Annotated in this window: 12 protein-coding genes; 7 read left to right on the top strand and 5 right to left on the bottom strand. The window is 70.8% G+C overall.

From position 1 onward, the window contains the following. The first annotated feature begins 137 nt into the window (after window positions 1–137). Window positions 138–1577 (top strand): M23 family metallopeptidase, encoded by a 1440-nt coding sequence (locus tag KGS77_RS34635; RefSeq protein WP_277994231.1) that lies wholly within the window; start codon window positions 138–140, stop codon window positions 1575–1577. 91 nt (window positions 1578–1668) lie between these two features. Here KGS77_RS34635 and KGS77_RS16700 read toward each other — a convergent pair whose 3' ends face one another. Beyond that, on the bottom strand, window positions 1669–2706 hold the full coding sequence (locus tag KGS77_RS16700; protein ID WP_242582321.1) for an HAD hydrolase family protein: 1038 nt from the start codon (window positions 2704–2706) through the stop codon (window positions 1669–1671). A 335-nt stretch (window positions 2707–3041) separates the two neighbouring features. After that, window positions 3042–4043, bottom strand: coding sequence for an LLM class flavin-dependent oxidoreductase (locus KGS77_RS16695; protein ID WP_242582318.1), 1002 nt, complete (start codon window positions 4041–4043; stop codon window positions 3042–3044). Window positions 4044–4284: 241 nt separating this feature from the next. On the opposite strand from KGS77_RS16695, the gene htpX reads away from it, so the two are divergent. From htpX to KGS77_RS16680, 3 genes are all read left to right on the top strand, one after another. Then, complete coding sequence (htpX, locus tag KGS77_RS16690; protein WP_242582302.1) at window positions 4285–5184, top strand: zinc metalloprotease HtpX; 900 nt, start codon at window positions 4285–4287, stop codon at window positions 5182–5184. A gap of 142 nt (window positions 5185–5326) precedes the next feature. Beyond that, window positions 5327–5968, top strand: coding sequence for a hypothetical protein (locus tag KGS77_RS16685; protein ID WP_242582299.1), 642 nt, complete (start codon window positions 5327–5329; stop codon window positions 5966–5968). Window positions 5969–6146: 178 nt separating this feature from the next. Then, complete coding sequence (locus KGS77_RS16680) at window positions 6147–6854, top strand: TetR/AcrR family transcriptional regulator (RefSeq protein WP_242582295.1); 708 nt, start codon at window positions 6147–6149, stop codon at window positions 6852–6854. A 104-nt stretch (window positions 6855–6958) separates the two neighbouring features. On the opposite strand, the gene KGS77_RS16675 is transcribed toward KGS77_RS16680, so the two are convergent. Together KGS77_RS16675 and KGS77_RS16670 are read right to left on the bottom strand one after the other, a co-directional pair. After that, window positions 6959–7501 (bottom strand): RNA 2'-phosphotransferase, encoded by a 543-nt coding sequence (locus KGS77_RS16675; RefSeq protein WP_242582292.1) that lies wholly within the window; start codon window positions 7499–7501, stop codon window positions 6959–6961. 36 nt (window positions 7502–7537) lie between these two features. Further along, window positions 7538–8317, bottom strand: coding sequence for a helix-turn-helix transcriptional regulator (locus tag KGS77_RS16670; protein WP_347404501.1), 780 nt, complete (start codon window positions 8315–8317; stop codon window positions 7538–7540). 97 nt (window positions 8318–8414) lie between these two features. On the opposite strand from KGS77_RS16670, the gene KGS77_RS16665 reads away from it, so the two are divergent. From KGS77_RS16665 to KGS77_RS16655, 3 genes are all read left to right on the top strand, one after another. Next, window positions 8415–8996, top strand: a complete 582-nt coding sequence (locus KGS77_RS16665) for a hypothetical protein (RefSeq protein WP_242582289.1) — start codon at window positions 8415–8417, stop codon at window positions 8994–8996. A gap of 146 nt (window positions 8997–9142) precedes the next feature. Continuing rightward, window positions 9143–10435, top strand: coding sequence for a carotenoid oxygenase family protein (locus KGS77_RS16660; protein WP_242587507.1), 1293 nt, complete (start codon window positions 9143–9145; stop codon window positions 10433–10435). An 80-nt stretch (window positions 10436–10515) separates the two neighbouring features. Then, on the top strand, window positions 10516–11208 hold the full coding sequence (locus tag KGS77_RS16655; RefSeq protein WP_242582286.1) for a hypothetical protein: 693 nt from the start codon (window positions 10516–10518) through the stop codon (window positions 11206–11208). A gap of 49 nt (window positions 11209–11257) precedes the next feature. Here KGS77_RS16655 and KGS77_RS16650 read toward each other — a convergent pair whose 3' ends face one another. Then, window positions 11258–12568 (bottom strand): MerR family transcriptional regulator, encoded by a 1311-nt coding sequence (locus KGS77_RS16650; protein ID WP_347404500.1) that lies wholly within the window; start codon window positions 12566–12568, stop codon window positions 11258–11260. Window positions 12569–12844 lie beyond the last annotated feature (276 nt).

Genomic DNA, 12844 nt, shown 5'->3' with positions numbered 1-12844 from the left:
GGCTTGATCACTGCTCCGTTCGGGGCCTTGCGAGGGGGACCGGAGCCGGTTACTAGAGATTTATGTCCGATAAGGGCAAGTATCTGCATATGTGTCCGGCTCTATTGGTTCGATCGGGTGCGCCGCTCCTGTCAGCGGTGCTGCTGGCCACGGTCCTCGGTGTGGCCGGGCCGTCCGCCGCCCAGCCCATGCGTCCGTACGGGCGGCCCGGCCCCGGAGCCCCGGCGCGCGTACCGGAGCCCCCCGGGCCGCCGGTGTGGGTGCGGGACCGGTCGGGGGTGCCGGATCCGGTGGACGTACGGCAGGCCGTACGGCGCGCCCTCTCCCGTACACCGCTGCTCAACATGCCCGACCTCGACATGCCCGGCCTCGACACGTCCTTCCCCGACAGGTCTTCCATGGACGCGCCCTTTCCTGACGCGCCCCTGACCGACACGCCCTGGGGCCCTCCGGCTCCGCTCGCCCCGTCATCGCCCGCCCCCTCTTCACCTGCTCCTTCTTCGCGCGCCTCGTCCCCGTACGACTCCTCTCCGGACGGCCCGTCCGCGCCGGGGCGGCAACCGGAGATGCGGTCGTCAGGGGCCCCGGCGCCGCGTGGTGGTGCCGAGCGGCTGGCCGATGTGAGCCTGGAGGTGATCGAGCTTGACCAGGTCGAGCGGCGGGCGGCGCGTTCGTACGCCCGGGAGCGCCGGGCCGCGCGCGTCCAGCGGGCCGTGACCCGCCGGCTCATGGCAGCGCTGCGCCGTGAGCGCCGTGCGGCTGCCGAACTGCACCGGACGGTGGGGCGGCTGGCCGATGAGCAGTACCGGACCGGCAGCGTCATGCCGTTCGCGGCACGGCCTCCGGCTGCCTCCGTACCGAGGTCGTCGGCCCAGGCGCGCGGGGCGGCCGTACGCAGTCAGCGCGCGCTGGCCCGGCGGGCACGGGAGGCGCTGCGGGAGAGCCGGCGGCTGGCGGTGGCGGGGGAGGCGGCGGCCACCCGTCTGGAGGAGCTCGACGCCCGCCGCGACCGGCTCGCGAGGAAGTACGGGCGCCTCAGCCGGGGCCTGGACACGGCGCGTGCCCGTTTGCAGGTGCTGGCGCGCAGGGCGGCCGTCGGCGGGGACTGCGGCGTCCTCCCCGGCACCGCTGTCTCGGCCGCCGCGGCCCTCGCCCCGGTGTCCGCCTCGCGTCGGGGCTGGACCCGGCCGGTGGAGCACTACAGGCTGTCGGCGTCCTTCGGGGGCGCGGGCGGCCACTGGGCCAAGGGCCACACGGGCCAGGACTTCGCGGTGCCGGCCGGCACCTCCGTACAGTCCGTCGGCTGGGGCCGGGTCGTCGGCCTGACCTGCGGCGATGGCTTCGGAATCAGCATGGTGGTGCGGCATGGCGAGCGGCTGTACTCGCAGTACGCGCACCTGTCCGCCGCGATGGTGGCCGTGGGACAGCGGGTACGGCCCGGCCAGCGCATCGGGCTCTCCGGAACCACCGGCAACTCCACCGGGCCCCATCTGCACTTCGAGGTGAGGCGTACGCCGGCTCTGGGGTCGGGTATCGACCCGGTGCCGTGGCTGCGTAAACGGGGTGTGCGGTTGTGAATGAGTGAACGGGAGAACGGGGAACGGGGATGGGGAACGGGTGGACGGTTGGGTGTGGGACGGGCGGTGAGGCGTGGGTCCGAGTACGGGCCTACTGGGCGCGCTGCTCGATGAGTCGCTCGATGACGGCCGCGACGCCGTCCTCGTTGTTGCTCGCCGTACGGTGCGTGGTGGCGGCCAGCACGTCCGGGTGGGCGTTGGCCATCGCGTACGAGGTTCCCGCCCAGATCAGCATCTCCAGGTCGTTCGGCATGTCCCCGAAGGCGACGACCTCCTCCGCCGCGATCCCGCGCTTCGCGCAGCAGCGCGCGAGCGTGCCGGCCTTGCTGACACCAAGGCCGCTGATCTCCAGCAGTGCCGTCGGACTGGAGCGAGTGAAGGAGGCGTGCGCGCCGGCGGTCGTACGGGCCAGGGTGAGGAAGGCGTCCGGGTCCATGTCCGGGTGGAAGGCGAGGAGCTTGATGACGGGCCCGTCGGCGGGAGTGGCGGGGTTGCCGGGACCGGTGCCGGTGCAGGTGTCGGTGCCCGTGTCGGTGCCGGCGGTGGCTGTGGTGGCGGAACCGGCGGCGGATATCGATTCCGTGCCCCCTTCTCCTTCCCCTTCCCCTTCCTCACCGTCTGCTTCCCCTTGCCATGCCCCTTCCGCCTTCCCCTCCCCGGCCTCGGCGAGGAGCTTGTCGGCCGGGGCGATGACGGCGGTCGGATCGAACTGGAGAGGCGGGTACCCCGGCTCGTAGTCGATCCCGTTCGTCCGCTCGACCGCGAAGGAGGTGCCGGGGGCGACGGAGCGCAGCGCGTGGACGACGGCCAGCGCGTCCGTCCTGGCCAGCGGGCTGCAGTCGATGACGCGACGGCCGCGGTGGAGGTCGACGACGGCCGCGCCGTTGGCGCAGATCGCCAGCCCGTGCCCGTGCACGTGGTCGCTGACCACGTCCATCCAGCGGGCCGGCCGGCCGGTGACGAAGAAGACCTCGATGCCCGCCCGCTCGGCGGCGGCGAGTGCGGCGATCGTACGGTCCGAGACCGATTTGTCGTCCCGCAGCAGCGTGCCGTCGAGGTCGGTGGCGATCAACCGGACCGGACGGGCCGGCCGGGACGCCGAGGCGGAAGCGGCGGGGTCTTCAGTCACGGAGACCATCTTCCCGCATATGCGCGCACAGGCGGGCGGTGGGGCGCCCGCATGAGCTTTACAGGGCGAGGATTCCGTCCAGGGGGCGGCCGAACCCGTACGGTCGCCGCCGGGGCCAGGGCCGGGGCCAGGGCCGGGGCCGCCTGGTGCGCACCACCGGAGGGCCCGGCCGGTCGGCTCCATACGTACGACGCGGCGTCCGGGCCGTACCTACCTCCAAAGAGGCGCCTGCTCGTATGCGGCGGGGCGCCCGGCTTCGTACGCGATGGCGCCCGGCCTCGTACGCCGCAGGGCGCTCCCGAGACTTCATACGCGACCGGGCGCAGCGCCGTCTCTCAGGCGAGCTGTGCGAGTCCCTCCGTCGCGATGCGCTCGAAGACCTTCTGATCGGCCGCGAAGAGGGAGTCGGCGATCGGCCAGTGGAGGACGATCTCGTCGAAGCCCAGCTCCGCGTGGCGGCCGGCGAAGTCCACGAAGGCGTCGAAGGACTCCAGCGGGCGGTCCGGGGTGAAGCCGGTGAGCAGAATCCTGTCCGGGCGGCCGGCGCGGCGGCGGCCTGCCTCATGACCGGCCTCGTACCCGGCCGCATGCCCAGCCTCGTGCCCGGCTGTATGCCCGACCTCGTACCCGGCCTCGTGTCCCGCCTTCCGGCCGGTCTCGCGGCCGGCTTCCGCGCAGGCCGCGTCGAGCCGTTCGATCTGCCCGCGGATCGCCTCCAGGGACTCCGCGGGCGTGCCGGTCGCCGAGGTCTTGGGGTCTCCGGTGGTCACCCACGCCTGGCCGTACCGCGCGGCGAGCTTCAGCCCGCGCGGACCGGTGGCGGCGACGGCGAACGGCAGCCGCGGACGCTGCACACAGCCCGGGATGTTGCGCACCCCGTCCGCCGAGTAGAACTTCCCCTCGTACGTGACGACGTCCTGGGTCAGCAGCGAATTTAGCAGCGGTACGAACTCGGCGAAGCGATCGGCCCGTTCGCGCGGCGTCCAGGGCTCCTGGCCGAGAGCGGTGGCGTCGAAGCCGGAGCCGCCGGCGCCGATCCCCAACGTGATCCGCCCGCCGCTGATGTCGTCCAGCGAGATCAGTTCCTTGGCGAGCGTGACCGGGTGCCGGAAGTTGGGTGAGGTGACCAGGGTGCCCAGGCGCAGCCGCTCGGTGGCCACCGCGGCGGCGGTCAGCGTCGGCAGGGCGCCGAACCACGGTTTGTCACGGAAGCTGCGCCACGAGAGGTGGTCGTAGGTGTAGGCGGCATGGAACCCCAGCGCCTCCGCGCGCTGCCACATCTCCTTTCCGCCATCGGACCAACGGCGGACGGGAAGTATCACGGTGCTCAGATGCATGTACGGACCGTACGCCGCGCGGGCATCCCACGCCTCGGAGATATCCCCGCGCCGACCGGGGCTCAACCCTGCCCGGGGCAAACGCAGAACGTCACTTTCCCTGGCCTGCGCTTTACCCCGTAAAGGGGAGGGAAGGGGGAGAATCGGGTCACGGGAGCACGGGAGCACGGGCGGGCCCGTGGCTCAGGGACCGTGCGCGTGAAACGGACTCCGACTGCGCGGTTTGGAGGACTGAGAAGCCATGGCACAGACCCGATTCGCCCCGGACCGCGGGCTGACCTCGCGCATGGTGACGACGATGTTCCTCATCGGCCTGCTGTACGTGGTGGTCGTGAGTGCGCTGGTGGTGCTGATCAAGGGCGCCTGGGTGTTCGTCCTGCTCATCGCGTGCGCCATGTTCGTCGCGCAGTTCTGGTTCAGCGACCGGATCGCGGCCTTCAGTATGGGAGCGCGCGAGGTCACACCGCAGGAGGCGCCGGAACTGCACGGCGCGGTCGACCGGTTGTGTGCGCTGGCCGACATGCCCAAACCGCGGGTGGCGATCGCCGACACGGACCTGCCGAACGCGTTCGCCACCGGGCGGAACCGCGAGAACTCGATGGTGTGCGCCACGACGGGTCTGCTGCGCAGACTGGAGCCCGAGGAGCTGGAGGGCGTCCTGGCGCACGAGCTGTCTCATGTGGCGCACCGCGATGTGGTGGTCATGACCATCGCGTCCTTCCTGGGCGTACTGGCCGGCGTCATCACGCGGGCGGCGCTGTGGGGCGGCATCGGCCGCAACAACCGGGACAACAACGCGGCGATCGCGGTACTGATCGTTACGGCGGTCAGTGCGGTCGTCTATGTGATCAGCTATCTGCTGACCCGGTTGCTCTCCCGCTACCGCGAGCTGTCCGCCGACCGGGCCGCCGCGCTCCTGACCGGCCGCCCGTCGGCGCTGGCCGCCGCGCTCACCAAGGTCACGGGGCAGATGGCGCGGATACCGACCCGCGACCTGCGCAAGGCAGAGCCGTTCAACGCCTTCTACTTCGCGCCGGCGTTCACCAAGGAGAGCTTCGGGCGGCTGCTGTCCTCGCACCCGACGCTGGAGCAGCGGCTGGAACAGCTCGCCCGGATCTCGGCTCAGTTGGGGCGGCCGTAGTTGGTGGAGGGGCGGTGAGTGCGCCGGTGGCCTATGAGCGCCCGGGGCCTGGGATCTGGGACCTGGGGTCTGCGGCCGGGGGCTGGGGCCGGAGGGCTGGGTGCCTGAGACGTCGTAAAGCCGGACAAGGAGCCGTGGTGTCATGGGATTTCTGGACGTCATTCTCGGGCGCAGCAAGCCGGTGCGGCCCGACCTCGATCAGCTTTTCGCGCTTCCGTCCGCCGCCGTCACCCTCCAGGCCGCGGCCGGGTTCGTACCCACGGGTGCGGGTTCGGTGTGCTTCGCGAGTGTCGAGGGAGGTGCCTTCAAACAGATCCGCCAGGACGTACAGCTCCTGCTGGACGCCCCGGTGGAGTACAGCCAGGACGCGTACGGCTACACGTGGCTGCTCGCGCGGCACGCGCCGCAGGACACGGCCGGCCTGGTGAACGACCTGCATGCGGTCAACACCTTGCTGGAGGAGTCCGGATTCGGGCCGCAGCTCCTCTGTTCCCTGCTGGGGTTCCGTGACGATCCGGGGCAGGCCGAGGACCAGGGGTGGGGCGAGGGGCGTGGGCGGGCCCGCGATCAGGGGGAGGTGGATGAGCAGGCCCAAGGACGGGCGCTGGCGCTGGTCTACCTCTACAAGCGCGGGACGTTCTATCCCTTCGCGCCACTGGCGGGAGCCGGCGAGAAGCGCGACAACGCGCTGGAACTACAGGTGCGGGCGACGCTCACGGACGACCTGGTGATCGAGAAGGAGCTGACGCGGTGGTTCCCGGTGTGGGGAGCTCCCGGGCTGTGACGTCTGCTGGTGGGTGTTTGCGTGATGCTTGTGGTGGACGCGTTGGATGTGGTGGACGGGTTGGATGTGATAGACGCGTTAAATGTGATGGACGCGTTGGACGTGATGGGTGCGTCCGCTGTGAGAATCGCGAGGGCCGGCACGGCCTCCGGGGCCGGGATTTTCGTATGTTGGGCGCATGGCTGACACAACGGGCCGGCGTCGCGCGCCGGGAATGGCTCCCGACGAGCGCCGGGCGATGATCGTGGCGGCGGCACTGCCGCTGGTGGCCGAGTACGGGACGGCGGTGACCACCGCGAAGATCGCCCGGGCCGCGGGCATCGGTGAGGCCACGATCTTCCGTGTCTTCGAGGACAAGGAAGCGCTGCTGGCGGCCTGTGTGGCCGAGGCGCTGAGGCCGGACGAGCTGCTCGCCGGGCTCTCCGCGATCTCCTTGGAGCAGCCGCTGGCCGAGCGCCTGACCGAGGCGCTGGATGCGATGCGCGGCCATCTGGACCGTATCGGAGCGGTGATCGGCGCGCTGCACGCGACTGGTTACCAGCGGGGGCGAGGAGCGTACGGGCAGGCCGGTACTCCTGGTACGGAAAGGATGGCCGGGACGCCTGGGCCGGATGGGACGCCCAGGCCGGATGGGACGGCCGGGGCTGCCGGGACCGACGGTGCGCCTATGAGCCGTGAGGACGCGATGGCCGCGCCGAGGGCTGCCGTGGCCGGGCTGTTCGCGCCCGAGCGTGAACGCCTGCGGATGGCACCGGAGGTGCTGGCGGAGGTGTTCCTCGCACTGGGCCGTGTCTCGGTTCCGGGGGAGGCCGGCCTCGTGAAGACGCGGGAGTTGGTCGACCTTTTCCTGTACGGGGCGCTCGCGCCGGCCGGGAGCGCGGAGTAGGCCGGGCTCGGAGGCGGGCCGCGGCGAGGCGTTCTGCCTGGGAAACGGCGAGGCTTCGGGCATGGGAAGCGGCAAGGCTTGCAGCCCGGGAAACGGCGAGGCTCTCAGCCCGGGAAACGCAGGAACTCCGGCGGTACCCGTTCCGTGAGCCAGACCCCGTTCGCGCTGACCCGGAAGGTGTGCCCGGCCTCGTGCATCGACCGCGCGGCTACGGTCAGGACGACGGCCTTGCCGCGCCGAGAGCCCACGCGGACCGCGGTTCCGCGGTCGGGGGACAGATGTACGGCCTGCCGGGACATGGGCCGCAGGCCCTGGTCACGGATGGCGGCGACGTTACGGACCACCGTGCCGTGGAAGAGGACGGTGGGTGGTTCGACGGCGGGCAGACCCAGGTCGACGGACACGGAGTGGCCCTGGTTGGCGCGGATACGGCCGTCCACCAATGCGTACCGCTGCTTGTCGTTGTCGGCGACGACCGCCTCCAACTCGGCGCGGGAGAACGGGAAACCGCCCCCGGCGGCGGCGTCCAGCAGTTCCTGGACCGGCACCCACCCTTGGGCGTCAAGGGTGATGCCGATCCGTTCAGGCTCATGGCGCAGGTGTCTGGCCAGGTACTTCGAGATGCGTACGGAGCGCTTTTCGTCCATCAGGCCACAGTGTCGTATCGCCCGCCGCCGGTCACTTCATTTCTTCCGGGGCCCTGCTGCCGCGGTCCGGCGCTCCTGAGCGGAGTCGCCCGGAGCGTTGTCGTCCGACGAGGAGTCCTCCGTCGAGGGGTTGTTCCATGAGGGGGCGTCCGGTGAAGGGACGTCCGACGCGGACGTCGACGGGGGCTTCGACGCGGAATTCGGCGCCGCGGTGCGGGGCTCCGGTTCGTCCTTCGGTGTGGCCTTGGACGACAGCTCCGACGCGACGGTCCCGGCCGATTCGGCGGCCTTCCGGGCCCGCTCGGAGTTGATCTCGTCGGCGGCCCAGCGTGCCCACTCCTCCTGCATGGCGGTCATGCGCAGCCCGTACTCCAGCGCGATCCGGCCATACACCGAGATCATCTCGTCGTCCCAGTCGGCGCCGTCGAGGACCTGCTGGTAGCCGGTACGGGCCCGGGCGGCACGCTCGGCCTGGTGCAGGAGATACATACGGGCTTCCAGGGGCGTCAGGACGCCGAGGAAGAAGACGCGCAGCAGCATGTCGTGGCGCTGGGGCCTGCTGGGCTCGACCTCGACGAGCCATTGCTGCAGTTCGGACAGGCCCTCCCTGGTGAGGGCGTACTCCTTACGGCCGCGCGGGCCGTGCGCGACCACCTCGACGAAGCCCGCGGCGGTGAGCTTGTTCAGCTCTCCGTAGACCTGGCTCTGTGTGGCCGGCCAGACGTGCGACAGCGAGGCGTCGAAGAGCTTCATCAGGTCGTAGCCACTGGCGGGCGCTTCGGCCAGCAATCCCAGAACGGCGTGTCGGAGGCTCATGACCAGAACACTACCTTCCAGTGTTGACATGTCAAACGTGGACCCTCTACCTTCGACATGTCGAAGTTGGAATGTCGCCGTGACTGGGGGAGTAAGAATGAACTACCTGCGGAGCTTCATCCCGTGGATCGCCTACGCGGTCGTGTCCTCGGCCGGATGGCAGTGGGGAGCTCTGACAGGTCTGGTGCTGGGCGGCGGACTGCTCGTCGCGGACCGCGCCATCGGCCTTTCCCTCAAGGACCGCCTGCTCGACTACGGCACCATCGCCTACTTCGCGGCGCTGGCGGCGCTGGCCTTCCTGAGCCCCGACAGTCCTGTGAAGGACTACAGCGGCGCGCTGTCGTCGGGGTGGCTGGCGGTGCTCGCCTGGGGCTCGATCGCGGCACGGCAGCCGTTCACCCTGGCCATCGCCCGCAGGATGGTGCCGCCGGAGGTGTGGAAGGTGCCGCTCTTCTACCGCATCAACGTCGTGATCACCGCTGCCTGGGCAGCGTCCTTCACTCTGTCGGCGATGGCCCAGGCCCTCATAACCGCCTATGAGCTGCCCATGACCTACTCGGTCATCGTCCACATCATCGGTTTTCTGCTTCCGATCCGCTTCACCTCGGTGTACCCGGAGCGCGCACGGACGCGTTTCCTTCAGCGAGCGGGTGACCGCCATGCCCTCCAGGAGGTCTGACTCTCATGACCGGTACAACTCCTCACACCCGTAAGACCGCTGTCACCAGCGCCGACGCCAGTGCCGGCGCGAACACCAGCGCCGGCAGCGGGAATCGTGCCGGGGCCGGGATCCCGCCGCACCTGGCCGGCAACTTCGCGCCGGTGATGGACGAGCTGACCACTCACGAACTCCCGGTCACGGGCGCAATCCCGCCCGAGCTGACCGGCTGGTACCTCCGCAACGGCCCCAACCCGCACGACGCCGCCTCACCCCACTGGTTCTTCGGTGACGGCATGGTCCACGGCGTGCGCCTGGAGGGTGGCAAGGCCCTGTCCTACCGCAACCGCTGGGTCCGTACCTCCACCTTCACCGACGGCGCGCCCCTCTACGACGACAAGGGAGGGATCGATCTGACGGCGGGTGTCGCCAACACCCACATAGTCCGCCACGCCGGACGTACCCTCGCGCTGGTCGAATCATCCTTCCCGTACGAGCTGGACTGCCGGCCCGGCCATGAGCTGGAGACCCTTGGCCCGCATGACTTCGGCGGCAAGCTCGGGACCGCCATGACCGCTCACCCGAAGACCTGCCCCACCACCGGCGAGCTGCACTTCTTCGGGTACAGCGGCCCGACCCCGCCCTACCTCACCTACCATCGGGCGGACGCGGCCGGGGAGCTGGTGGTCAGCCGGCCGATCGACGTGCCGGGCGGCACGATGATGCACGACTTCCACCTCACGGCCCAGCACGTGATCTTCATGGACCTGCCGGTCGTCTTCGACCATGACCGGCCGGGCATGCCCTACGGATGGGATCCGGATTACGGTGCACGGCTGGGCGTGCTGCGGCGCGACGACCCGTACGGCGAGGTCCGCTGGTTCGCCATCGACCCCTGCTACGTCTTCCACTCCCTCAACGCCCACGAGGCTGGACAGCGGATCGTTCTTTACGTGGCCCGGTACCCCGACTTCTTGGGCAAGTCGCCCTCCACCCTGTGGCGCTGGACCATCGACTTGGTCACCGGCAAGGTGGCCGAGGAGCAACTGGACGACCAGTACTGCGAGTTCCCGCGAGTCGACGACCGGCTCGCCGGCCTGGATGCCCGCTACGGTCACGCGACCCACAGCGAGGCACCGGGCACCGGCGCGTTCCCCAGCGCCCTGTTGCGGTACGACCTGCACACCGGAGCCTGTACCCGGCACGACTTCGGCCCCGGGCGTACGGCGGGTGAGGCGGCCTTCGCACCGGCCGACGACCGTCCCGGCGGGCCCGGCTGGCTGATCACCTACGTGTACGACGCCGCCAAGGACACCAGCGACCTGGTGATCCTGGACGCGGAGAACATATCCGCGCCGCCGGTGGCGGAGGTCCATCTGCCGCGGCGGGTCCCGTTCGGCTTCCACGGCAACTGGATCCCCGACCCGGGCCCCGAGGCGAACCCTGACGCGGGTCACTGATGTGACATCAGGGGCGGATCGGGGTCGGGCCAGGGTCTTCCCGGAAGAGCGGACCCCCCTCCGTGCTCGAAGATCGAGACATGGCAAAGACGACGTGGGGACGCAGGGCCTTGGTGGCCGGACCGGTGTGCATGATGGCCTATGGGCTGATCCGGCTGATCGACCCGGAGCACAATCCCGGGATCGACTGGTCGGCGGGCCATCTGGCCCTGCTGGCCGGGGTGGTGCTGTTCGGGCCGGTGCTGCTGCGGCTGCGTCGCATGGCGGCCCGGAGCGGCGGGGCACACCGGGTGGTGGCCGATGCGGGCGCGGCGCTGGGACTGCTCGGCGCCGCCACCGTGGCGATACAGGCGGGCATCGACCTCGTGGTCGGTTTCTGCTCGGCGGACAAGGGGGCGATGCAGGAGCTGTTCAGACTGGTCCAGAGCTACCCCGGCGTGAAGCCCGTCATCTACACGGTCGTTCCGTTGTTCCTCTACATAGGACTTCTGTCGCTGGTCCTGCAGTTGGTGGTCATCAAGAGGGCCGCCGTCTGGCAGGTGGTCGCGATCGTGGCAGGTGTGGCGGTCATGGCGGCAAGCCTGAACCTGCTGGCCCTGGGCGGACTCTTCTTCTTCGCCGCCCTCATACCGTTCCGGCGAGAGCGCGAACCTCAGGGCAAGCCCGGCGCCGGGTCCGGGTTGGCGGCCGGGACGGAGATCGGGACCGGATCGGGGAGTGGGTCTGCGACCGCCGGCCGACCGCTCTCGCTGGTCTCCTCCACCACGCGCTGACGCGGATGGACCGGGTGCGGCAGGCGAGTCCAGGGAGTCTCAACGGAGTTCAGCGGCTGCCGGAGCTGGAGGAGGGGTGACGTGAGGCGAGGTGATCCATGGTCCGGGCGTGCAGCTCCCGCTGAGTGGCGGCGGTGATGAAGGCGGCGGTATGGGCACGCCCCACCAGGGCGCGTACGGCCTGCACGGTCTCGGCCGGCAGGACGACCGGTTCCGGGGCGGTAGAGCTCGGGGCGGCCGGCGTCGGTGAGGCGGGGGCCGGGGCGGCCGGGACTGGGGTGGCCGGCTCCGGGACGGGGGGCGCGGTGGTCTCATGTGGGCGCTCGGGTGCCGCAGGTTCGGTGGTCATTGTGGGCGGGCCGGGCGGACTGCACCGACTGCACGGAGTGGGCGTGCTCGGTGGAGCGGGGGTACTGAACGGAACTTGTGCGCTGGGCGGAGTGGGGGTGGTGGGTGTGTCGGGGATGCCGGGGGTGCCGGTTTCGGGGGTGGCTTCGGCCAGGTGGTGGCGGAGGTAGCGGGTGGCCATGGTGCGCATGGCGCGGGCCAGCTCCGCGTCGACCACCTGCTGGGCCAGCGGACGCATACGACGTACGAGGACGGCGGCCTCAGTGGCCTCGGCCTCTGATGGGGGGTGGTCGAGGTACTGACGGAAGACGTGCTCGGTGGTGAACTCCAGGAAGCGGGAGGCGATCTGCTCGACCCGAGCGCGGACCTCGCGGAGGTGATCCGAGATGGCGGGCAGCGGGACGCCCGCGGAGTGGAGTTCGGCGGCGACCGCCAGTTCGCGGGGGCTGGGGACACGGAACGCCTCGTCCTGGCCGGGAATCCGCTCCAGGACACCCAGGTCCACGGCGTCCTGGACCGCCGCGTCGTCCCGGACGCCGCCGAACCGGGTGTCCAGTTCGTCGCGGGTGATGCGGTCCTCCTGCTCGTCGGTCCAGGGGACGTCGACCTCGGCCACCAGCCCGAGGACTCCGCCCAGCCCGCGGCCCGCGGCCCAGGCATCCAGGAGCTCCTTGATGCTGGCGAGGGTGTAGCCGCGGTCCAGCAGGTCCGCGATCTGCCGTAGCCGGGTCAGGTGGGGCTCGCCGTAGACATTGGCCCGCCCACGCCGCTCGGGCCGGGGCAGCAGTCCGCGGTCCTGGTACGCGCGGATCGTACGGACCGTCGCACCGCTGAGCTGAGCCAGATCCTCGATGCGGTAGTCGGCACCGCACTCGGATGGGGTCGGTGCCTGCTTGCCTGGGGACGGGGTGCGCCCGCTCGGGGTGGGCGTCTGCCTGTCTGAGGACGGTGGCCGCTTAGTTGGTGCCGACGCCCGGCCGTCAGGTGCGGGCGCGCACTTCGCGGGTAGCACCGGCCTCTCGGCCTGTGTGGGTGCTCCGGCGTCCGGTGCTGACGGCCGTTCGGTCGGGCTCGGGGTTGGGGGCTGCACGGTTCGTACCGGCTGCTGTTCTGTTGCGGCTGCCATCTGTCCGGTCCGGACCGGCTGCTGATTGGTCGGGGCCGGTGACCGGGGGTCTCTGGCGGGCTGTCGGGTGGTCGGGGCTGGTGACCGGCCGGCTTTGGCCGGCTGTTGTCTGCTCGGTGCCGGTGTGTGGTTGGCCGGTGTCGACGACCGGGCGGGCGGAGG

The organism is Streptomyces sp. MST-110588, from assembly GCF_022695595.1.
In the GTDB taxonomy this organism is placed as follows: Bacteria; Actinomycetota; Actinomycetes; order Streptomycetales; family Streptomycetaceae; genus Streptomyces.
The sequence above is the reverse complement of the archived record's forward strand: the minus strand, read 5'-3'. Positions and strand labels throughout refer to the sequence as shown.

Excerpts from the sequence above, each read along its gene's own strand:
- KGS77_RS16695 (WP_242582318.1), bottom strand. The coding sequence starts at position 4,043 with ATGCATCTGAGCACCGTGATACTTCCCGTCCGCCGTTGGTCCGATGGC.
- htpX (WP_242582302.1), top strand. The coding sequence starts at position 4,285 with ATGGCACAGACCCGATTCGCCCCGGACCGCGGGCTGACCTCGCGCATG.
- KGS77_RS16685 (WP_242582299.1), top strand. The coding sequence starts at position 5,327 with ATGGGATTTCTGGACGTCATTCTCGGGCGCAGCAAGCCGGTGCGGCCC.
- KGS77_RS16680 (WP_242582295.1), top strand. The coding sequence starts at position 6,147 with ATGGCTGACACAACGGGCCGGCGTCGCGCGCCGGGAATGGCTCCCGAC.
- KGS77_RS16675 (WP_242582292.1), bottom strand. The coding sequence starts at position 7,501 with ATGGACGAAAAGCGCTCCGTACGCATCTCGAAGTACCTGGCCAGACAC.
- KGS77_RS16670 (WP_347404501.1), bottom strand. The coding sequence starts at position 8,317 with ATGAGCCTCCGACACGCCGTTCTGGGATTGCTGGCCGAAGCGCCCGCC.
- KGS77_RS16665 (WP_242582289.1), top strand. The coding sequence starts at position 8,415 with ATGAACTACCTGCGGAGCTTCATCCCGTGGATCGCCTACGCGGTCGTG.
- KGS77_RS16660 (WP_242587507.1), top strand. The coding sequence starts at position 9,143 with ATGGACGAGCTGACCACTCACGAACTCCCGGTCACGGGCGCAATCCCG.
- KGS77_RS16655 (WP_242582286.1), top strand. The coding sequence starts at position 10,516 with ATGGCAAAGACGACGTGGGGACGCAGGGCCTTGGTGGCCGGACCGGTG.